This is a genomic window from Zooshikella harenae, from assembly GCF_018837975.1.
GTDB classification, from domain to species: Bacteria; Pseudomonadota; Gammaproteobacteria; order Pseudomonadales; family Zooshikellaceae; genus Zooshikella; species Zooshikella harenae.
This window is the reverse complement of record NZ_JAGSOY010000038.1, coordinates 20,451-42,348: the sequence shown is the minus strand read 5'-3', so window position 1 is coordinate 42,348 and position 21,898 is coordinate 20,451. Positions and strand designations below refer to the sequence as shown.

Here is a 21,898-nt window from a genome sequence, read left to right as displayed (position 1 = left end):
GTAATTATGAAGAAAAATTGAATCCTGTATGAATGAAAGCACTTTTATGACTCGATATTCAAAGTAAAACAATCTGTCTAGTATTTAATATACAGTTTCTTAATAATAGGTTCTATAGAGTGAAATTTGAACAGTATCAGTTGACTCAGAAAATGTTAGCTGAAAAAAGTAGTAAGGAGGCTGAGAGCTTTAGTTGTGATTTTTTCTTATACAAAGCCTACTAAATATTTTTTTAATTATAAGGGAATTCTTTACCTAATATCTAACAATTTGGTAATGTAACTACGCTAGCCTTTGTGCCGTGTTTTTAGCGATGTTGGTTAAAAATACGACAAAATTAGCATTTGGTAGCGATTTTTATTAGGTTGCATGCCTCAAGTTATGAAACGACAAAAAATATTAAAACGCTAGCACCTTTAACGTTTGTTTAGGAAGAGAATTTTTGAAGGTACAGGTTAGGTATAGTTGTTATCATATGAAATAAATAGGTATGTATTGATTAAAAACTGTAACTCATGTGCAGTAGGTTTTATTTAGCTGATCGTGTTTTTACTCTTTCACTGCTCGTTTAGTATAAGAGTCAGCTTCTTAATCAAACTAAAAAATGCTGACTGAGTTATAAATTTAAGCTACAAATATTTTCAACACTGTTTATCCCAAAGTTAGTATTGAGGAGATTATGAAAGCCAAAAAAGGTTTATTCGCAGGATTGATCACGGCGTCAATGTTAACAGTTGCGTCTAGTGGTTATGCAGAACAAAAGATCAAAAATGTTATTTTAATGATTGGTGATGGCATGGGGCCCCAACAAGTAGGCCTATTAGAGTCGTATGCACGGCTTGCACCTCATTCAATCTATAAAAACAAGCAAGGAAAAACAGCTATCACCAGAATGGCTGAAGACGGTGTCGTTGGACTATCTATGACTTATCCTGCTGGCGGGGTTGTTGTTGACTCAGCATGTTCTGCAACGCAGTTATCATTAGGAGTTTCAGCAGGCTCAGAAATGATCGGGCTGGATGATCAAGGCAATGTGGTGGAAACAGTGTTGGAAAAAGCTAAAAAGCTTGGTAAAGCGACGGGCTTGGTTTCTGATACGCGTTTAACTCATGCTACGCCTGCTTCCTTCGCAGCACATCAACCTCACCGTTCACTGGAAAATAAAATTGCCGTGGATATGTTGAATGTGGGTCCTGATGTTATGCTTTCCGGTGGTTTACGACACTGGATACCAGCATCTGTGAACTCTGATGATGCCAGCAAAAAAGGTGTTGCAAAGTTGGTTGGCAAGAATGTCGCCATCAAATCAAAACGTAAAGATGAACGGAACTTGTTACTTGAAGCCCAGAAAAAGGGTTATCAACTTACCTTTGATCACGATCAGTTGAGTAAAGTTAAAGAGGGTAAGGTGCTTGGATTGTTCAGTAATTCAGGCATGATGGATGGTATTGCTTACACTCATAATAAAGATAGCAAACAGCGTCATGAGCCATCGTTAAAGGAAATGACGACTAAAGCAATTGATGTCCTATCTAAAGATAAAGATGGCTTCTTCCTGATGGTTGAAGGTGGTCAGATTGACTGGGCTGGTCATAACAATGACGTGGGAACTATGCTTCATGAAATGATCAAATTTGATGAGGCAATAGGTGCAGTGCTGGAATGGGCTAAGGGACGTGATGACACATTAGTCGTATTGACGGCTGACCATGAAACAGGCTCATTTGGCTTCTCTTATTCAGCCAATAATTTGCCAAAACCACGGAAATTACCAGGTGCTGGCTTTAAAGGCACTGACTATGCCCCGTTTTTCAATTTTGCTAAGCGCAGTGTGCTAGATGATATCTATAGTCAAAATAAGACATTTGGTGACATGATTGCAGATTATCAGGCATTACCAAAAGCCAAGCAAACGCCTGTAGAATTGGCAAAAATAATCAGTGATAGTACTGGTTTTCAAGTCACTGAGGCCCAAGCTAAAGCGATTCTTGCAGATCATTCTAACCCCTTTTATGTAAAAGGACATGATTACCTTGGCGCAAAAACATTACCTAAGGTTAATGACTTTACGGCATTTTATGTTTATGGCGAAGAAATACGCTATAACCTGATTGGCCGTGCATTATCTCAACAGCAGAATGTGGTTTGGGGAACGGGTACACATACTCATACACCGGTTGCAGTATTTGCTTATGGTCCTAAGGACGTTACACGTAATTTTTCATTGTTACAGCACCATGCTGATGTAGGCCAAAAACTTAAAGCTGCGCTACAGTAAGCGTATACTTGCTTTAATAGATGTAAGGGAGTGTCTTGACTGTTTAAGGGGTCAGGCATTCCCTTCAGGTTAGTAACAATGAACTATTTAGAGATACAATATGGGATATGTTGTTACCCCCACACCTTGCCTTTCTTCGTTTAGCTCTGTTTGTCCGACGTTATTAGTACTGTTTTTTCAATGGGATGCTTGCTGAAACTGGTTATTACTGGGTAAAATCACCGTTAGTTTGTGTTTGGGTTATCAGTTTGAGCTTAGTGTTTGATAATTGTCGATGCATTATCACTTAGTTATACAAAATTCATAGTATGTTATTAGCTGTTGCTTGATCGTCAAATGATGTGCGCTGTGTTTTTTGCTAATCTTTTTTAACTTAACTGGCATGAATGTATAACTGCAGAGAGTGGCTGAGTGCTGAAAATTTTATAATGGTGTCAGTTGCTTTATAACGCACTGATTTGACTGTTTAAGTTAAGTATTTGTAGTAGCAAGAATTGATCAAAAAAACATCAAGCTCATGATTGGTATAATGTCGAAGCCTAAAATGAGCTTCAGTTGTTTGGTATTTATGCAGTTCGCATAATAATAGCCTGTTAGTAAGTGATAACTGATCCACATGTGTGAATTAGTTTAAAGCTAACAACGTGCGTGATAATGACAAGCAAGATAAAATACTTCCATGAGAGCAAAAAGATTATTGGTTGAGGATTTCGAATGTTAATGGTGTTACGCAAAACGGCTTTTTCCCTGCTGCTTAGTATGTGTGTAATAGGGCAGAGCTTTGCAGAGCATCCTGATGACCCATGGGAAGGTTTTAACCGATCTGTTTTCCAATTTAACGAAACAGTGGATGAGAATTTTTTTAAACCAGTGGCTAAGGGATATCGCTATGTGACGCCTGATCCTGTTGAGCAATTGGTTACTAACTTTTTTGGTAATATTGGTGAAGTACCCAACATCATTAATGATTTGCTGCAGCTAGAAGGAAAACAAGCGGCTAACGATACGGGGCGCTTATTGGTTAACTCAACTGTTGGTATGTTGGGCATGCTTGATGTAGCTGAACACATAGGGCTTGAGAAAAACTATGAGGACTTTGGTTTGACCATGGGCCATTGGCAAGTACCACGAGGTCCTTATTTGGTTTTACCTTTACTTGGTCCCAGTACTGCTCGTTCTGCAACTGGAATGGTGCCTGATAGTTACATGAACCCCATTCGATATGTTGATAATGTGCCTACCAGAAACGCACTATATGTTATGAAGGTCGTGGATAAGCGAGCAGGGCTATTAAAGTCAGAAGATTTGATATTGGGTGATAAGTACACATTTATTCGTGATACTTATATACAAAACCGTGAATTTCTATTAACGGGTGAACAGCCAGAAGACGACTTTTAATAAAAGATCCTACCTGATTTTGATAAATATCTAGTTGCGGTATGTTTTTCATACCGCTTTTAAGATAGTCATCATGTCTGTTATATAATTTTCTCAATTCTTAGAGCTACTTCATATAACTCATTTGCTGGTTTTTGAGTTACCCGAATTACTGTGCCTTCAGCAATAAAATCAGGAAAATCCTCACGCTCAGAAGGTATAGTAATTTCGAGTGAGCTGCCTTCCACCATAGGTTGTGTAGATTCAATGAGTACTCCGGTACTACTTAAGTTGATGCACTTTACTGCCATTGATGCCTGTGAGTGGTTACCCTCATTGTCTGCCAGGTCCTTGAGTTTGGCCTGAGTGTCCATTTTCATCCGAATAAAGCCACGTTTTTCTGTATAAAACTGGTTACTTAGGTTCATGGATAACCTCTTTCTATAACACCCCGTTAGTGTAAGCATAGGCGTTAAAAGTACGGTTGGTTATGTGTTATTGCTTGAGTTTGACTGACTGTTAAAAATTGTTGCCTATTTTAAAATCACTCTTGCTGTCTCCTATATAAAAGAGTAATGTTGCCCCCCTCATGTAATGCAATTAGTGATTAGCCAGATTTATAGTGAGTAAAGTCACATAACTGGATTGAGTAACATAAGAAAGACCTATTCTGTAAAGGATAGACAAAGCTTGCGAAAAGCAGGTATTGCAAGGTCCGTTTATGAATACCAACAGTAGTAAGCTTTTGGTGATTGATGATGAACCTATTGTCCGAGAAAGCATTGTGGCTTACCTTGAAGACAGTGGATTTGCGATCATTCAAGCTGAAAATGGTGAAGAAGGCATTCGGGTTTTTAAAGAAAAGCATCCTGATCTTGTGATCTGTGATTTGCGTATGCCTAAATTAGATGGTTTAGGTGTTTTAAAAACCATTCGAGGTATATCACCCAATACACCTGTGATTGTGGTATCAGGAGCGGGTGTTATGTCTGATGTAGTTACAGCATTGCGACTGGGTGCCAGTGATTACTTGATAAAACCAATTGGTGATCTAGAGGTGCTTGAGCACTCCATCAATCGGGCCCTGATAAATGCGCAATTATTGCAGGATAATCAGCGTTATCGGGAGAACTTGGAAGAAGCCATCCAGACATTGCGTAATAGCTTGGCGGAACTACAAGCAGATCAGAAAGCGGGCCGTCAGGTTCAGTTGAAAATGCTACCGCAAAGCCCATTCTCAACAGATGATTATGTTTTTGCTCATCATATCAATCCCTCACTCTATTTAAGTGGAGACTTTGCAGACTATTTCCCAATGGGGGAGCATCGATTTGCTTTTTATCTAGCAGATGTTTCGGGTCATGGCGCCTCTTCAGCATTTGTCACAGTATTGTTAAAGCATATGACTATGCTTTTTGTAGAGGAGTGTGAAAAGCAAGGTCGGTTTGAGCAAACAACGCCTGCTGATTTATTGGATTATCTCAATCAGGGACTGAATAGTGCAGATCTTGACAAGCATGTCACTATGTTCTGCGGATTTCTTGATACGAAGTGTCATCAATTGACATATAGTTATGGGGGGCACTTCCCGTTCCCTTTGTTTGCAACACCTGATACAGAGTATTACCTAGAGGGGCATGGCCTACCAGTAGGATTATTTGATGATGCGACCTATGCTAATACTGTAATGGATTTGCCAGCGCAGTTTTCATTAACTATCTTTTCTGACGGCATCATGGAGGTTCTACCTCAAGAACGCCTTAAAGATAAAGAAGCGTATTTGCTGTCTATTATTAGTGAAGGAGCATCAACGGTTGGTGCAATTGTACAAGCGTTAGGCTTGGATAAAATGCAGGATGCACCAGATGATATAGCCTTACTGGTGTTGGCTAGGAATATGTCATGACAGCCGGAAAAATACAATTTGCTGAAAATGAAGGAACGTATGTTCTAAAATTTGTGGGTGATGTGAGGTTAACGCTTTGCTCAACCCTGGATACGTTTCTAGACAAAATGTTTGCTCAGCCTGATTTTAAATCAGTGATTGTTGATTTAACAGAGACTGAGGGAATTGATAGCACATCACTTGGATTGTTAGCAAAACTATCTATTCAGGCTAAGAAAAGGCTTGGCTTGGTGCCCACCGTCGTGTCTACAAATGAGGATATCACGCGTATTTTACTGAGTATGGGGTTTGACCAAGTATTTATTTTGGTTCGTGAGCAGGCTCATCCTTCTCAATCCCTCCAAGAAGTGCCTGTTGAAGAATGTTCAGAAGAGTCAGCTAAGCAAAAAGTGCTGGATGCGCACAAAGTGTTGATGAGCTTGAACGAAAAGAACCGTCAGGCGTTCAAGGATTTAGTGAAGTCGCTTGAGTGTGACGGATAACGCAAAATATCCTTTCTATTTAATGTAATAAACAGCAGCAGATTTAGATCATTCCTGCTGCTGTTGGCTTCAAAGTATTAATAAAGCTGGTTTAATTTATTTTCCAACTTAACTTGGTCAATGGCAAAGTTACGGATACCTTCGGCCAGTTTTTCTGTAGCCATAGCATCTTCATTCATAAACCAACGGAAACTTGTTTCATCAACAGCTGGTTTAGCAATTGAATCACCTAAGTTTTCTGCGTTGAGCTTTTGCTCAAGTGATTCATTGGTAGAGGCTAACTCATCAAGCAGTTGAGGGCTGATTGTTAGCCGATCACAACCTGCCAGTTCTTGAATCTCACCAATATTTCTAAAGCTGGCTCCCATGACGATGGTTTTATAGCCATGCTGTTTGTAGAAGTTGTAGATTGTTGAAACTGACTGTACACCAGGGTCTTCTGTGGCTGAGTAGGTCTTGCCTGTAGCTGCTTTATACCAGTCTAAAATACGACCAACAAAAGGAGAGATGAGATAAACACCTGCATCAGCACAAGCGGCTGCTTGGGCAAAGCCAAACATCAGTGTAAGGTTACACTGGATATCCTCTTTTTCTAATATTTCTGCAGCACGTATACCTTCCCAGGTAGAAGCGATTTTAATCAGAATTCGATCGCTGCTAATCCCCGCATCAGCGTAAAGTGCCATTAACTGCTTTGCTTTAGCGATAGTTGCTTCTGTATTGAAAGAAAGGCGAGCATCTACTTCGGTGGATATACGGCCAGGAATAACCTGCAAAATCTCATTACCAATGCTCACCGCCAGTTTGTCACATGCATTAGCAAGCATTTCCTGCTGGCTTCCACCTTGAACTTTAGACCAGCTAATAGCATCTTGAATGAGAGACTGATATTGAGGAAGTTCAGCGGCTTTAAGAAGTAGTGATGGATTGGTTGTCGCATCCACGGGTTGGTATTTTTTTATGGCTTCAATGTCACCAGTATCTGCAACCACTGTGGTAATTTGCTTTAGTTGTTCCAATTGGTTCTGCATACAGATATAAACTCCGTGAGTGCAAGGGTTTGTAATGTGGGTGGGTAGTATAGCATGCTAGTTAAGAAATGTGGTTACCTAACTAGCCGTTAGTGCTGCAGCTGCTTGCAGAGTTTGTAGATTACTTTCTGGTTTGCAAGCATGTTCACTTAAAAAACGGCGAAAATTTCTTCCTCCTGGCTGCCCCTGAAACAAGCCAAGAATATGTCGGCTTAAGTGATGTAAGCGGGTACCATTATTCAACTGTTTTTCAATATAAGGATAAAATCGGCTAAGGATTTCATGCCGAGATAAGACAGGATAATGGTCATTGAAGCAAAGTGCATCTGCTTGAGCCAATATATAAGGATTTTGATAGGCTTCACGGCCAATCATGACACCATCAACATACGATAAATGCTGTTGCACTGCATTCATGGTATTAACACCACCATTTAAAATAATTTCCAAATGGGGAAATTCTTTTTTGATGGCATAGACCCAGTCATATTTAAGGGGGGGAATATCTCTGTTTTCTTTGGGACTTAATCCTTCCAGAATTGCTATGCGGGCATGAATAATAAAAGTTTCACAACCTACTGCGGAGATTTTTTCAACAAATTGGCAGAGCTGTTCAAATTCTTCTCGGCCATTAATACCAATTCTGTGTTTAATTGTCACAGGAATAGAAACAGTCTTCTGCATTTGTGCTATGCAGTCGGCAACAGTGTCTGGTTCAGCCATCAGGCATGCACCAATACGCCCATTTTGTACGCGATCACTTGGACAACCTACATTGAGGTTAACTTCATCATATCCCCAGTCTTCAGCCATCTTAGTACACAATGCAAGCTCTTGAGCGTTAGAACCTCCAAGCTGTAAGGCTACTGGGTGTTCTTCAGGGTTGAATTGTAAAAAGCGCTCACGATCTCCGTGAAGTAAAGCGCCTGTTGTGACCATTTCGGTATAAAGTAATGTGTGACGAGTAATCAGGCGTAAGAAAAAGCGTTCATGACGATCTGTCCAATCCATCATGGGCGCAATGCTCAGAGTTCGGTTTAGCTTTTTACTACTTTTATTAGTCATATCAACTAGTTATCGATCACTCTTAAATCAAACAAATGTTTTAAAAAACGCTAAAATACAATATATTTCACCTGTCAGTGCAGCAAATGGTGTAGCATTTGGAGTATGCTGCACCATGCACAGGAGGGAACCAAATGTTGACCATTTTAAAACGTTCTAGGGCAAATGGAAGTACCGCTTACCAGGCGTTGGTGAGAGTAAAGCGTAAAGGTAAGATTGTCTATTCCGAATCAAGAACGTTTGATCGAGAACGGCTTGCTCAGGCATGAGGAAAACGTCGTGACTTGGAGTTACAGAGTGCTGAAGGGCTAGAAGAGTTAAAAGCTGCTAAGTTGCCTTAGCTATATTGCCGAAGCTGGCCAAATTAAACCGCTTGGTCACAATGAGAGGCTCAAGAGGGGGCAATTTTTAGTTGCTACTAACAGAGGTGATTGAACATTGTAGAATCTGTTAATCCAGATCCTCAATCTACTTGGGTTACTGATAAGTCGGTTTGAAGAGGTCGTCGGATTAGCTTTGAGGAAACATCAACAGTTGATGTCTGGATTTCGTGGCCAGGAAGAAAGATAGACAACAATCCAATATTCAGATATGTAATATTTTTGAATTTGCTATTGAAACAGCTATGTGGCAAAAAAAAATTTGCAGTTTGTGGATTTTATCCTAAATATTTTTAACTACACCATTCAGTGGAATAACTGTTTTTCCATGCGTTGCCATTAATAATTAAATTATATTTAGTTTAAATGCCATTTTGTCCTTTCCTTATATTACAAATTCTTAACCTAGGTTTTTTTACGGCATGAATTAATGATCTTGGCTATCGCTCGGTTAGCAATAGACGCGAAATATCCATTTGCGTGGAACAAATAACGGTTCTAAAGATTTGGGTTAAATGTTCAAGCGTAATAAAATTAATAACGCGCTAATTAGTCTTTCATTTTTTTTCATTACTATGCCGTCCTGGTCGTTTATATTAAGCTTTTTGAAGTTAATTATTTCTTCTGAGCCAGTTTTCGAGGTTCATTATCCAACCTTTGTCTGCTAATGCACTACATCGAAATACCACAGATATGGTAAGATCACCATCGACCTTTGGCACAATGATTTTACCGCTACGAGTCGTCAACGACCAGAATATCTCCATTATTAATCTCCGTATAAATCATAGAATGACCACTGGCATGTAAGAAGAGAGGCGCTGTGTCTAAGCATTCTGTTTCATAGCTATAAAATCACTATCTGTATGTATATACAGCATTGTGGTCTGCTGTATGGCTTTTAATCAAGATGGCTGCATCAGAGATTTGAGTGAGTTGTTATTGTCTGGAGATGACATAAGCATGCTTGTCTAAACTTATTACGTTAGCCTGGCTACATACTAAAGTGAATAGTGCTACTGGATTATATTCAAAAGGGCAGAGCGATGTTTATGCAACAAAATAAATGCAGGAAAATTTGGGCACCATTAAGGTTTGCAATTGTTCTGTTTGCAGGAGCTTTGATGGCGCCAACGCAGACCCAGGCACAACAGGGAGGTTCTCTTTATGAGCGGTTGGGAGGGTTAGCGCCTATTTCTGTTGTGGTCAGCGACTTTATTGATGCGCTTGTACCTGATGCCACTCTCAATCAAAATCCTGCAATTGACGCCGCTAGAAAACGAGTTCCTTCTCCTTATTTGAAGTACCATGTGACTGCGATGGTGTGTCAAGCTACAGGTGGACCATGTCAGTACCATGGAAAGGGTATGAAAGAGGCTCATGCTCATTTAAATATAACAGGACAAGAGTGGGATCGTATGTTGACTATTTTTAAAGGGGTACTTGCTAAACATCAGGTGCCAGCAAATGAGACCAAAGAGCTTTTGGATATTGTAGAGTCAACGAAAGCAGACATTGTCACTAATATTCCTTAGGGACTGTAATGGTAGAATTTGTGCATGAGTAGACCAGGGAAAGACTGCAGAATCACTATATGAGAACAGGAGTGCTGTGTTTAAGTTTGTTTGTTGGATGTTTTACAATACTGTCCACAGTATTGGAGTAGGAATTGGCATAATAAAGGCCAGAAAACGTGGTTTTTAGTATTAAATAATAATTAATTGCATTTACCTTTTAGAATTTAAGCTCTCCCCTAAAAAATTGAAATTTTGGTTCAATTTTTAGAGGTGCCCTTTAGTTGAAGTGGGGGGTGGACAGGCATCGGATATTAAAAATTGGGATCTTGAGCGGTTTACCGATATGTTTAGTGGGTAACTCTTTTGTGTGACCATTAGGTTTTATTTGTTGTCTGTTGTTCATGAAAGATTAACTGAATCCCTGAAGCTTTTTAAAAGTAATGCATCTGGCTGGACATCTAAAATGGTGGTAATTAATATAGCTACCGCCAATAATTATATCTCTAATGGAAGAGATATAAAACAATAATAATAAGCGTACACTTTATGTTCAGCCCATAGTGAAGAGGCTTAAACGCGCAAGACAGCGTGTCATGAAGTAACCGCTGAACTGGATTAGCCTGATATAAGGAAGTTATGCATTGTGTGATTGGTTAATCATGCAGTGTTAGATTATTGAGATTCAAATAGGGATACATCATGAATCGTTTTAAAAAGGCAGCCATTCAGGGTAGCTTGTTGTTGTTTGTGTGTAGCTTAGCTATTTTGCCATCTGTGCATGGTGCTAGCAAAGGATCTTCTGTTGATCATAGCATTGTTGTAAATTCAGCTGATGAATACTTGAGAGCAGATAGCTCGGGTATTTATCGTATTCAACATGCTGTTTATGCAGTCATTCATTTAAAAAAAATACTTCCTACTGATGCACGTTTTTTCTTGAATGGAAAAGCCGTGACTTTTCAAAACGTTGATACTTCAGGATTGGTGTTGAAGGTCGAGGTAACAAATCTTCGTGATACTTGGTTAAAAGTCAGGTCAGCGCAAGGATCGATTCATCAATTATTGACGTTGAAAAATGGATAAGGGAGTTCTGGGCATGAAAAAACAAGTAATGGCTGTTTTTGGTGTTTTACTGTTCAATGTGTCGTTAGTTTATGCTGCACCAGGTGAAGTCTTTGGCTATTTACGTATGTCTGTTTTTGACTACCATACTCGTTATTTTGATGAGGCTGGTAATGTCCGTATTTATCCAAAGCACGCTCAGATTGACTTAACAGCAGATCAACCAGAGCCTCAGTATTTATTTGTAGATGATACACCTTTGGGAAATGATATTGTCATTTCCTTTGCAGCAGATGAGGTATGGTCTCAGGCGATTTATAAAGTGGCTAAAACAGAGACTCTGGGTAATCCAGCCAATGAGCGTGAGTTAATATGGCAGTTGCAGGATAACGCTATTGTGATTGATGCTAAGTCAGCAGCACTTGAAGGATTTAATGGCTTACATGAAATTGTGGTGAGAGCTCACAGTTATAAGCCACGTTTTGTTAACGTGCATTTAACCAAAAAAGCACCGAAGATTTTTGTTTCGAATGGTCGTCAACCTACCGTAGGGCAGGATCTTACCCTTAAACTGAAGGATTTAAACTACCGCTTTAAAAATCCTGTCTATGAAGTTGCTGTTGATAATCAAGTATTGGCTGACAGCGACTATCGTGTTGTTGCTAACTTAGTGACCATTAATGATCATGTTGTGACGACACCTGGTGTCCATTTTTTACAAATTAAAGCTTGGGGGTATGAAACAGCTAAGCGGGCTTTAAAGTTTGCCGCAGGATATAACAGCACATCATCAGTTATCTCTGAAGAAGAGAGTGACTCAAACTCTCTTGCAACAGGGCCTTATATGAATGCTGCCGTTGTATTTGATTTTGACTTGGTCGGTAATGCTTATATTTTACAGGCGCTTGGATATAAGACTGGTGTCGTAGCGCGTATTATTGATGCCTGGGAAAATACTGAGAGAACGATGGTTTGTGGTAAAAAAGGCAATATTAATGCTACTTCGGGTTTTTACAGCTGGGAAGATTATACCTATGCAATAATGGAAGCCGAGGTTGAGGGTCAGCATTTAACTTTTGACGACTTTTTACAGTCAAATCCAGTTGAATATCAAGGACGGCCTTATCAAGTGAAATTTATGCTGGCAGATGGGCACTTTGGTGAGGCTGTTGCTTTTAACCAAGCTATTGCTCAAGAAGCGCCTAAGCTTGAGGCTTCGCTTAATGAATCGACAGGTGACGTAATTATTCGTACAGAGCAGCCTAGTGAAAAAATACAGGTTTGGTTGAATAACCTGGAACGTGTCAAAGTGGCTGCCACCGAATTATGGCCTAATGAATACACAATTGAAGATAATGTATTAATCATTACTGATAGTGGACGTTTTATGTCTGGAAAAAATCGTATTGCCTTGGTTGCTAAAGGCTTTAGAGATGTGACTCTGGAAGTATGGAAAGGTGAGTAAGGGCTATCCATAAGCAAAACGTTGTCTGCTGCAGATTATGTAGCAGACGATTAAATAAAATTTCAGTTTGCTGAGTGAAGGCTGCCTGTGGCGTTAGAGTAACCAGTCTCTTAACTGGTAATACAACATTCCTAGAGCTAATAGCGGTGACCTGAAGCGTCTTCCGCCTGGGAAATGCATATGTTTTATTTTTTCAAGTATGGCAAAACGTGTTTGGTCACCATTAATGGCTTCAGCTATTAATTGACCTAATAAATGACTCGCGCTGACACCATGGCCTGCATAGGCTTGTGCATAAATAATGTTATTGTCAATAATCCCTAATTGCGGCATGCGATTCATTCCAATACCTAAGAAACCACCCCAAGCATAATCGATCTTAATGCCTGCTAATTGTGGAAAAACCTTTAACATGGCAGGGTAGAGTGACTGTTGAATATTTTTGGGATGCTTCCCAGAGTATGTACATAATCCCCCAAACAGTAGCCGGTGATCAGCGGATAGTCGAAAGTAATCCAGCACAGTACGTAAATCACACACGGCCATATTATAAGGCAGTAGTTGTTTAGCTCGGAGCTCGCCCAATGGTTCTGTCGCAATCATATAGCTGCCAGCGGGTAGAATTTTACCACTGATTTCAGGAATTAAATTACCCAAATAGGCATTACCTGCTGCAACTAAATAATTTGCTGTAATTTCACCATTTGGAGTATGAATGATTACTTTTTTACCACGGCTGATGTTGAGTACAGGGGAGTTTTCATACACAAGTACGCCTAATTCTGTCGCTGCTTGCGCTTCTCCTAAGCATAAATTTAAAGGGTGTATATGGGCGCCCCCCATATCAATGAGTCCCCCAACATATTTTGGAGAATTAATATATTGTTGGATGTTTTCTCGATTGACTTGCTGTAAACGGTGAGGGTAGTGGTAGTGTTCGCAGGCTTCAATATGGTCTGTAATTGCTTTCATATGGCTGGGTTTTAAGGCCGCTTCAAGAAAACCCCAGGTAAGGTCGCAATTAATATCATATTTTTCGATGCAGTCAGTGACTCGTTTTACCGCCTCATGCCCCATATCCCACAAGAGTCGTATACCCGTTTCACCAAGGGTTTTACGAAATGGTTCTAGCCCATGACCGATGCCAGTTAACACTTGACCACCATTACGGCCAGAGGCGCCCCAGCCAACTTGATGTGCCTCTAACACGGCAACGTGATAACCAAGCTCGGCAAGTGATAGTGCGGTACTCAAACCAGTAAAACCTGCACCAATAACACACACATCAACCGCTTGCATACCTTGAAGTTGAGGCCAAGTCCAGGGTAGGCGGGTTGCTGCATAATACGACAGAGGATGGTTTTTGGTGTGTATTATAGGATCATAGTTGAAGCCATCAAGCATGGGCGCATTATCCTTATTATCAGTATCTCCGTCACCTGGAGATACTTTTATACCTTTCGTTGAGGTTATTCATCAAGCGGCTTTTAGATTATTAAATTTGTCGGCGTTTTAATCCTCTTATTAAAAAGCGGCTTGGATGAATGGCTTGTAATACTTCAGTTGATAACGGTATAGGTTCTCCCGCTAGGTAACTTGCGATAATTTCACCAGCCAGTGGTGCTGTAATGAGTCCTCTGGAGCCATGAGCTGCGGTAATCCATAACCCTGGCTGATAAGGCGGAGGGGTGGTAAACGTTGTATTGCCGTTCTGCCGTAGTAGAGCATAGTGCTCGATAAAGTAGGGTTGATCAGGAACTGGCCCGACAATAGGTAAGTAATCAGAGCTGCTGCAGCGAAAGCCGACCTTGTCATTATTTATAGCGTCAGGGTCTAGTGTATTTTCTGCACGCTCATAAAGTTCAGGTATGAGCTGACTGAGTCGTTGAAGGTTTTCATGTCGATCCTGCACAGTACATGTACTATCGGCATTGTCATGAGTAAAGGTTGCCCCTACATGGAGTACATTATCTACCATGGGTGAAATATAACCATCACCACAAATGACTGTTTTGGGGCTTAGGCCTTGGAAAGGTAACTGACTGACTTGACCTCTAATGGCTTTCATAGGCAGCTCAACGTCAGGCAACAATGTTTGGCAGGTATGGCCTGCAGCAATGATAACGTGAGGTGACTGCCAGTGTTGATCTGCCGTGGTCACATGCCAGCCTTGTTCAGTATCTCCTGTCTGGAGTACTAATGAAGTTACCTGTTGATGATAATAGGTTGTGATATTTAGATGGGCCAGCATGGCTTCGCACAGTGCCTGTGGCCATACCCAACCGCTGGTCGGCCACCATAATCCTGGGTATTGGATATGACTACCTGCTTTTGCGGTTAATTGCTCTGCAGTTTGGAACTCAAATAGTTGTGCTGGAAATAGCCCACTCTCTACTAAAGCTTCCTGACGTTTGGCTTCTTGCTCATTGAATGCTAATTGAATTAATCCGCAGTTATCCCAACTTTTTCCTTGATGGACTTCAGAGGGGAGTAGTTGGGGTAGAAGACGGGTGGTGTATTGATAACCTGCTAAGATCAGTTGTGATAGTGGTGTCTGGTGAGCGGAGAGTTTGGTATAAAGCATGCCCTGGCGATTACCGGATGCGGCTTGAGCTGGACCTGCGTGTTGGTCTAGCACCTTAACTTGCCAGCCTCGTTGTGCGAGGGAATATGCAACACTGGCCCCAGCCAGCCCTGCACCAATAATAATGGCCTCTTTTTTTGGCTCGATACTTGTCGTTTTGGTTGATACTTTATTTAATGAGTGGTTAAACATAGCGGGGGGAGGTTGCCACCAAGGAATGGTGGGCATGGTCGATGGGGTATTGGTGAAATGGCCAATTAACATATCTCGCTTATGACCAAACCCTTTCGTTTTTTCGACATTAAAACCAGCAGCTTGTAATCCCCGTTTGACAATACCTGCGGCAGTAAATGTACTTAATGTGGTGCCTGTTTTACTTAAGCTTGCTATTGTTGTAAATAATTCAGGTTGCCACATTTTAGGGTTTTTGGCGGGCGCAAAACCATCAAGAAACCAGGCATCAACAGACCAATTATTAAGGCCTGCTTGCCCCTGTTGTAAAGCTAAATGGGGCAGTTGCTCAAGTGCATCGCCAATTAATAATGTCAGTTGGACACTGCCATGTGCAAAATTAAACCGGTGTATACCTTCAGTAAAAAAAGGTGGATATTGACGAAGTAACGCTTCACAAAGTGGTTGCAGTTCAGGCCATAATTTGAGTGCTTTTTCTAAATCAGTTTTAGTCAGCGGGTATTTTTCAACAGAAATAAATGATAATGATTGAGTGGGCTTACAAACCTCAAGCCACTGTTGCCAGGCACATAAAAAATTAAGGCCCGTGCCGAAACCTGTTTCTGCAATAATAAAATGTTGATGATCACTCAGTTGCTGCCAGCGTGGGAGCAATTGATTATGCTGTAAAAAAACATAGCGGGTTTCAGCTAAACCTGATTGACGTGAAAAATAGACGTCATCAAATTGAGTGGATATGGGTTGTCCGTCCTCATCCCAGTGAATCGTGGCGGGAAGAGTTTTTTGTTCTGGATGCTCAGTGGTCAAAACTACTTACTCCATGGTATCCAGCTTCTGTATTCTCTTTAGAAATCCTTCGTTATGGATATTGACACAGAAGTGGTACGTGTTTTCAGCTTCATCTATGCCCATTTAGGAATGGCTTTATTATAGGTTTTGCTGAGTACCTATTCATTAAAGGGCATTTCTAAAAATCACTATTTTTAGCGATGCCCTAAAGTATTCATTATGGGGATATTTCATAAAGTGAGTACTTTTCCTGTAAATAGATTTTTTTGCAACTAAATAAATCGTTTGGTATGTGAGTTATAGAATAGTATTGAAGACAAACTACAAAACAAATAATTGACAGTTTCTTTGTTACTTTGTCAATAATTTCTGAATTTGTGTTAAAGGTTGACGCTTTTTTTTTACTTAACTATTGCCCGATAGCAGTGCTGAACTACATTTAGATTAAGGCTTGGTCAGCCATGGAAGGTTGAGTCGTGTGTGGCAGTTATGTCGGCTTGAAGTATTTATAAGCTGGGTGGGTGTAGGCTTTGTAATTTAGCCCATGTCAGACGTTAAGCAACCTTCAAGGGGGTGGAGTGATAGCTAATTTTATTGTTATCACGATCATAATGCAGTTGTTGGTGCTGTTCTGTTTTCGATTACGGCATCATTTGAGCTTAGCCATTACCTACAGCATGTTAGTTATTTTGAGCGTGCTGTTATGGCGATTTGGCTATGCTGATTTACGCTTATCAAAAGATCCTCAGTCATTGTTATTAGTAGATGTTGCTATTTATAGCAGCATGATGTTGCAAATTCTGCTGCTATATATTTATGAGGGGGACTTTGCTGCTCGTGTAGGTATTGGCATCTGTGTTGTCAGTGCGCTAGTACCCAGCATTAACCTACTGCTTATTTCACTTTCTGCAGAAAAAATTGTAGTTGATCCTATGTTTATGGTGCCGTTACTAGGGCCAGGATTATTGAGTGCGCTGGTAACTATTGTGACGTTTATTCTTACGGCAGTAACCTGGGAGTGTATACAAAGGCTTGAACAGTGGTTGCCATTGGTGATTCGAGTAGTCATTACACTCATGGTGGTTTTACTACTTGATCTCATGCTCCGGGAGCTGACGGCATTTACAAATTATCTATATGCTCAAGATATTACCCATATTGGTATCCTTGGTGTGGGCACCGCTGTTTTGATCGCGACGTTAATGCTATTGGTTTATACCAAATGGGAACAACGCCCTGTTCATGGTCTGGCCGAAAAACAGCTTTTTTCCCTATTCTCTGGTCAACAAGAAATGCAAGAGGAGATGGACCGACTGCGAGAAACCTTGGAAAGAATGCATGCCCCCGTAACATCTGCTGAAGGTATCAATGCCGCCAGCAGCCAAGTGCAAGCAATGTTAAATAGCCCTGTTATTCAAGTATTTTCATTGGACTTGGACTTTCACTATACCCTCTTTAATGAAACCCATCGTGAGTTGATGCAACGTGTCACGGGTAATGAAATTGGGGTAGGGATGGAGTATTTGGCCCTAGCAGAAAAAATAATCAATAAAGAAGAAGGATTACGTTTTTTTAACCAAATTGTGCGCGGCGAAACCTCGCAAAAACAACAAGAATACTTATCGATTGAAGGAGAACGTATCGTTTATGACATGCGCTATTATCCAACGCTGACATCCGATGGCTACATTACTGGGGTTACGGGGTTTGGTGTTGATATTACCGAACAGAAATGGGCCGTAGACCGTCTTAAAGAGTCGGAAGAGCGCTGGCAACTCGCGTTAGAGGGTAGTCAGGATGGTATTTGGGATTGGGATGTCGTCAATAATGATTTTTTCTATTCGCCTCGCTGGTATGCCATGTTTGGTTATCAGGAAGGCGATATGGATAACAAGGGACAAGAGTGGCTGTCATTAATTCACCCAGATGATCGAGAAAAAACGTTAAGGGAGTTACAAAGTCATACCAGTGGTGATAAAGGGTTTTATATCAGTGAGCATCGTAAGCGTCATAAAGAAGGATTCTACCTTTGGGTGTTGGAGAGAGGAAAAGCGCTTATTAATCGACAAGGGTTTCCAGCACGATTACTGGGGACAGTTTCCAATATTAACCCACGGAAAGAGGCTGAAGAGCGACTTAAAGCCAGTGAAGAACAGCTTCGCTATGCCTTTGAAGTGGCGGATGAAGGCATTTGGGATATCGATCTGCAACAAAAGAAAGTCTTTTACAGTCCACGCTATATCACGATGATGGGATACAGCCCGGATGAATTTGGCCATTCGTTGGATGCCTGGGTTAAGTATGTTCACCCAGATGATCAGGAACATGCCCGGGATTTCTTGCTGCATAAGGTGATAGAAGAAGGGGAGCATGAAGCACAGTTTCGTATGATCCATAAAAATGGGGAAGTCATACACATGTTGTCTCGTGCCAAAGTGGTTGCCTATGATACTAATCAGCAACCTGCCCGTGTTATTGGTATCCACAAAGATATCACTGATCGTGTCTTGCGTATGGAACAAATTGAAAACATGGCCTTTTATGATTCATTGACTAACTTACCCAACCGTCGATTGCTTCTTGAACGCGCACAGCAAAGTCTCTCAATTGCCAAACGCCACAATCACAGTATGGGGGTTATGCTGATTGACTTAGATAAATTTAAGCATATTAACGATACACTGGGCCACGATGTGGGTGATGGTGTTTTAATCGAATTAGGACGGCGCGTTAAAAGTTGTTTGCGGGAGATGGATACCTTGTGTCGGCAAGGGGGTGATGAGTTTACCGTGATTCTTCCTGAGTGTAACTCAGTACTAGCCTTCGATTTAGCCAATCGTATTCATGATACGTTTCATGAGCCATGTTATATCCTGGGGAATCAAGTTCAATTGGAAGCCAGTATAGGTATTGCTTGTTTTCCGGAAGATGGTGATACGCTTTCTGAGCTCTTTAAAAATGCTGATGTGGCGATGTATCAAGCCAAACATAAAGGCCTTGAGGTATCACTCTTTCAAGAAGAACAAGCAGAGGTTATGCAGCGTCGTGCTAGGTTAGAGAAAGATTTGCAGCATGCGATTGGTTCTTCACAAATGTATTTGCTTTATCAACCACGTTTAAGCTTGATCAATGGTGAAGTTACTGCGGTTGAAGTCTTAGCACGTTGGCATCATCCCGAATATCAAATGATTCCTCCTTCAGAGTTTATTCCTATTGCAGAACAGTCAGGTTTGATCCATCGATTAGGTCGGTGGGTGGTTGAGCAGGCTTTTGTACAAGCAACTTGTTGGAAACGTCAGGGATATTCGCTCCGTGTGGCGATCAATGTATCTGCTTATGAATTGCAGAATCATCAATTACACACCAATATTCGTGATTTGTTACAAAAGCATCAATTGCAAGGCTCTGATATAGAGCTGGAGCTGACTGAAACAGCGGTTATGTCTAATGTAGAAAGCTCCGTTATGCTGCTTAATGATATTAAAGAGCTTGGATTAGGTATTTCTATTGATGACTTTGGTACAGGTTATTCTTCTCTTAGTTATTTAAATCGGCTACCTATTTCTTGTGTCAAAATTGACAAGCAATTTGTGCATCAAATTTCTTCATCAAGCACTGAGGGGGAAGATGATGTGGTCATTGTTCGTTCAATTATTACCCTGGCAAAAACAATGGGTTTAAGAACAGTCGCTGAGGGTGTTGAAACTATTGAGCAGCAACAATATTTACAACACTTGTCATGTGATGAAGCGCAAGGTTATTTGTACTGTAATCCTCTCGACCCTGATGACTTAGAAAAATACTTAAGGACTCATCAACCTATTAATAAAATTGCTTAATCAAAATTTGAAGAGAAAAGGCCAAATAATATCTGTCAATAATAAATGTGTTGGGTATTTTGGCTCAAATAGACTCTTTAATCTTTAGTAAATGGCACCTCTAAAGTCAGTTACTTTGTTTTGATGTACTTGCTTTCAGTTGAAATGGATCTTGTTTTGGCCAAACACGTTTTCCTGCAACAAAAGTTGCCATAACTTGAGTTTGCCAAATACTATTATCTGGGATACTAAATAAATCCCGATCGATGATAATAAAGTCAGCGTATTTTCCTGGTTCAAGGGTACCCAGAATTTTTTCCTGAAACGCGGCATAAGCTGCATTTTGGGTGAAGAGTGCCAATGCTTCTTCACGGCTAAGTCGTTGGCTGGGTAGCCAGCTTGCGCGAGGTTTTAGTGCTCGCTCTTGACGTGTAATGGCGGCATGCAAACCATAAAAAGGATTAGCAGGCTCAACAGGAAAATCAGAGCCACCTGTAAGCACAATCCCATGTTGTTTTAAGCGCTGCCAGGCATATGCACCATCAAGGCGTTTTGGACCTAAACGCTGTTCAGCCATATCACGATCACTGGTAGCATGAGTGGGCTGAACAGATGCGATTAAGTGAAGTTTATTGAATAAATCCATATCGTTAGGATCAACAATTTGCGCGTGTTCGATGCGGTGGCGTCCTGGCTGCTTGTGCTTCAACTGTTTTATATTGGTTTTAGCTAAACGTTGATAAAGTTTGAGCGCAGTGCCATTGCCACGATCACCAATCGCATGGGTATTTATTTGCAGGCCTTGTTGAAAAGCAGACTGTACTTTTTTTATTGCCTGGTCTAGAGAATATTGTAGTAAACCTTGCTGTCCAGGTGCATCAGCATAATCGTTATAAAGGGCTGCTCCTCGGCTACCCAATGCTCCATCAAACATCAGTTTGATACTGCGCCAGGTGAACATATTGTCAGTAGAGAAGATAGGACCTTTCGGCAGCCATTGTTGATAATCATCAGCACTCGCTGAAAGCATGGCATAGACTCGAATGGGTAGCTGATGTTGCTGGGCAAGTTGTTGGTACAGCGCAAGCGTTTCACCTGACACCCCAGCATCATGCACACTGGTTATACCCAGTTTGGCTAGCTGCAGTAGTGTTTTTTTCAGCAATTGTTGTTTTTCGTTAGCTTGTGTTTCTGGAATATGTGTTCGAACCAGGTCCATGGCTCGATCGATAAAAATACCCGTTGGTTTGCCTTTTTCATTACGGAGAATCTGGCCGCCTTCAGGATCTGGCGTATTGGCATTAATACCTGCAATTTTCATAGCTTTGCTGTTGGCCCAAGCCGCATGACCATCTACTCGACGTAACCAGATGGGACGGTCGCTAATGACTAAGTCTAAGTCATGTGCTTGTGGATAGGTTTGAGGTTGCCAGTGCATTTGATTCCAGCCGCGGCCGATCAACCACTGCTGTTTAGGATGATCAATAGCAAACTGTTTGATTTTTTGCAGGGCGGCATGCTTGGAGCGGCTGGCCGTTAAATCAATGTTTTGCTGTTTGTAGCCAAGGCCCAGCACATGACCGTGAGCATCAGTTAGGCCTGGCAGAATGACATAGCCTTGGCCATTTACTTTGGTAATTGTGGAAGGTAGCTGTAGCCATTGGTTGGATGTTTGGTAAATAGCTTTGACTTTGTCATCGCTGATATGCAGTGCTGAAAATGTCTTTAACTGGTTTTGGGCTGTTAATGTATACCCTTGTACATTGTATATCAGCCACTCTGAAGCATACGACAGTGTACAGGTAAGTAGCCAAACACATACCAAACTTATTGTATATTTACAGACCTTGTTAACAATCATCCTTTATATAACCTTATGCTCCATGCTGGTTAAAATGATCTTGCCTATAGTTGATGACACTTAAATGACAGGCTAGGTGCTATGAGTT

At 40.9% G+C, this 21,898-nt stretch carries 15 protein-coding genes; 9 read left to right on the top strand and 6 right to left on the bottom strand.

The window, feature by feature from the left end; genetic code table 11:
- Positions 1-679: 679 nt before the first annotated feature.
- Both KCG35_RS15450 and KCG35_RS15445 read left to right on the top strand, forming a co-directional pair.
- The gene (locus tag KCG35_RS15450; RefSeq protein WP_230409202.1) at positions 680-2,278 is read left to right on the top strand and encodes an alkaline phosphatase; all 1,599 of its coding nucleotides are present in this window, start codon (positions 680-682) and stop codon (positions 2,276-2,278) included.
- Between the two features lie 714 nt (positions 2,279-2,992).
- On the top strand, positions 2,993-3,679 hold the full coding sequence (locus KCG35_RS15445) for an MlaA family lipoprotein (protein WP_215820689.1): 687 nt from the start codon (positions 2,993-2,995) through the stop codon (positions 3,677-3,679).
- A gap of 80 nt (positions 3,680-3,759) precedes the next feature.
- Here KCG35_RS15445 and KCG35_RS15440 read toward each other — a convergent pair whose 3' ends face one another.
- Entirely contained in the window at positions 3,760-4,086 is a 327-nt protein-coding gene (locus KCG35_RS15440; protein WP_215820688.1) for a PilZ domain-containing protein, read from the bottom strand.
- Positions 4,087-4,379: 293 nt separating this feature from the next.
- Here KCG35_RS15440 and KCG35_RS15435 point away from each other — a divergent pair, with 293 nt between their 5' ends.
- Both KCG35_RS15435 and KCG35_RS15430 read left to right on the top strand, forming a co-directional pair.
- On the top strand, positions 4,380-5,564 hold the full coding sequence (locus tag KCG35_RS15435; RefSeq protein ID WP_215820687.1) for a SpoIIE family protein phosphatase: 1,185 nt from the start codon (positions 4,380-4,382) through the stop codon (positions 5,562-5,564).
- A complete protein-coding gene (locus KCG35_RS15430) occupies positions 5,561-6,046 on the top strand; it encodes an STAS domain-containing protein (protein ID WP_215820686.1) in 486 nt (161 codons plus the stop codon). Before KCG35_RS15435 ends, KCG35_RS15430 begins: the two co-directional genes overlap by 4 nt.
- A 77-nt stretch (positions 6,047-6,123) precedes the next feature.
- Here the strand turns inward: KCG35_RS15430 and tal are convergent, their stop codons facing one another.
- Both tal and dusA read right to left on the bottom strand, forming a co-directional pair.
- A complete protein-coding gene (tal, locus tag KCG35_RS15425) occupies positions 6,124-7,077 on the bottom strand; it encodes a transaldolase (RefSeq protein WP_215820685.1) in 954 nt (317 codons plus the stop codon).
- A 78-nt stretch (positions 7,078-7,155) separates the two neighbouring features.
- Positions 7,156-8,142 carry a tRNA dihydrouridine(20/20a) synthase DusA gene (gene dusA, locus KCG35_RS15420; RefSeq protein ID WP_215820684.1) on the bottom strand — a complete coding sequence of 329 codons (987 nt, stop codon included), beginning with the start codon at positions 8,140-8,142 and terminating at the stop codon, positions 7,156-7,158.
- 134 nt (positions 8,143-8,276) lie between these two features.
- Between dusA and KCG35_RS26695 the strand changes: the two genes are divergently transcribed.
- The 4 genes from KCG35_RS26695 to KCG35_RS15405 all read left to right on the top strand — a co-directional run bounded on the left by KCG35_RS26695 (position 8,277) and on the right by KCG35_RS15405 (position 12,566).
- Positions 8,277-8,411: a hypothetical protein gene (locus KCG35_RS26695; RefSeq protein ID WP_255561981.1), complete on the top strand. Its 135-nt coding sequence runs from the start codon at positions 8,277-8,279 to the stop codon at positions 8,409-8,411.
- Between the two features lie 1,235 nt (positions 8,412-9,646).
- A complete protein-coding gene (locus KCG35_RS15415; protein WP_215820683.1) occupies positions 9,647-10,057 on the top strand; it encodes a group I truncated hemoglobin in 411 nt (136 codons plus the stop codon).
- A gap of 681 nt (positions 10,058-10,738) precedes the next feature.
- Positions 10,739-11,122: a hypothetical protein gene (locus tag KCG35_RS15410; RefSeq protein WP_215820682.1), complete on the top strand. Its 384-nt coding sequence runs from the start codon at positions 10,739-10,741 to the stop codon at positions 11,120-11,122.
- Between the two features lie 13 nt (positions 11,123-11,135).
- On the top strand, positions 11,136-12,566 hold the full coding sequence (locus tag KCG35_RS15405; protein ID WP_215820681.1) for a hemoblobin-interacting domain-containing protein: 1,431 nt from the start codon (positions 11,136-11,138) through the stop codon (positions 12,564-12,566).
- 93 nt (positions 12,567-12,659) lie between these two features.
- On the opposite strand, the gene KCG35_RS15400 is transcribed toward KCG35_RS15405, so the two are convergent.
- Positions 12,660-13,970 (bottom strand): NAD(P)/FAD-dependent oxidoreductase, encoded by a 1,311-nt coding sequence (locus KCG35_RS15400; protein ID WP_215820680.1) that lies wholly within the window; start codon positions 13,968-13,970, stop codon positions 12,660-12,662.
- Positions 13,971-14,061: 91 nt separating this feature from the next.
- Complete coding sequence (gene mnmC / locus KCG35_RS15395; RefSeq protein ID WP_215820679.1) at positions 14,062-16,149, bottom strand: bifunctional tRNA (5-methylaminomethyl-2-thiouridine)(34)-methyltransferase MnmC2/FAD-dependent 5-carboxymethylaminomethyl-2-thiouridine(34) oxidoreductase MnmC1; 2,088 nt, start codon at positions 16,147-16,149, stop codon at positions 14,062-14,064.
- A gap of 560 nt (positions 16,150-16,709) precedes the next feature.
- On the opposite strand from mnmC, the gene KCG35_RS15390 reads away from it, so the two are divergent.
- Entirely contained in the window at positions 16,710-19,970 is a 3,261-nt protein-coding gene (locus KCG35_RS15390; protein WP_215820678.1) for a sensor domain-containing protein, read from the top strand.
- A 106-nt stretch (positions 19,971-20,076) separates the two neighbouring features.
- Here the strand turns inward: KCG35_RS15390 and KCG35_RS15385 are convergent, their stop codons facing one another.
- Positions 20,077-21,810, bottom strand: a complete 1,734-nt coding sequence (locus tag KCG35_RS15385) for an amidohydrolase (protein WP_215820677.1) — start codon at positions 21,808-21,810, stop codon at positions 20,077-20,079.
- Between the last annotated feature and the right edge of the window lie 88 nt (positions 21,811-21,898).

What these genes read in the sequence shown, in the direction of transcription:
- KCG35_RS15450 (WP_230409202.1), top strand. Translation starts at nt 680, where the DNA reads ATGAAAGCCAAAAAAGGTTTATTCGCAGGATTGATCACGGCGTCAATG.
- KCG35_RS15445 (WP_215820689.1), top strand. Translation starts at nt 2,993, where the DNA reads ATGTTAATGGTGTTACGCAAAACGGCTTTTTCCCTGCTGCTTAGTATG.
- KCG35_RS15440 (WP_215820688.1), bottom strand. Translation starts at nt 4,086, where the DNA reads ATGAACCTAAGTAACCAGTTTTATACAGAAAAACGTGGCTTTATTCGG.
- KCG35_RS15435 (WP_215820687.1), top strand. Translation starts at nt 4,380, where the DNA reads ATGAATACCAACAGTAGTAAGCTTTTGGTGATTGATGATGAACCTATT.
- KCG35_RS15430 (WP_215820686.1), top strand. Translation starts at nt 5,561, where the DNA reads ATGACAGCCGGAAAAATACAATTTGCTGAAAATGAAGGAACGTATGTT.
- tal (WP_215820685.1), bottom strand. Translation starts at nt 7,077, where the DNA reads ATGCAGAACCAATTGGAACAACTAAAGCAAATTACCACAGTGGTTGCA.
- dusA (WP_215820684.1), bottom strand. Translation starts at nt 8,142, where the DNA reads ATGACTAATAAAAGTAGTAAAAAGCTAAACCGAACTCTGAGCATTGCG.
- KCG35_RS26695 (WP_255561981.1), top strand. Translation starts at nt 8,277, where the DNA reads ATGTTGACCATTTTAAAACGTTCTAGGGCAAATGGAAGTACCGCTTAC.
- KCG35_RS15415 (WP_215820683.1), top strand. Translation starts at nt 9,647, where the DNA reads ATGGCGCCAACGCAGACCCAGGCACAACAGGGAGGTTCTCTTTATGAG.
- KCG35_RS15410 (WP_215820682.1), top strand. Translation starts at nt 10,739, where the DNA reads ATGAATCGTTTTAAAAAGGCAGCCATTCAGGGTAGCTTGTTGTTGTTT.
- KCG35_RS15405 (WP_215820681.1), top strand. Translation starts at nt 11,136, where the DNA reads ATGAAAAAACAAGTAATGGCTGTTTTTGGTGTTTTACTGTTCAATGTG.
- KCG35_RS15400 (WP_215820680.1), bottom strand. Translation starts at nt 13,970, where the DNA reads ATGCTTGATGGCTTCAACTATGATCCTATAATACACACCAAAAACCAT.
- KCG35_RS15385 (WP_215820677.1), bottom strand. Translation starts at nt 21,810, where the DNA reads ATGATTGTTAACAAGGTCTGTAAATATACAATAAGTTTGGTATGTGTT.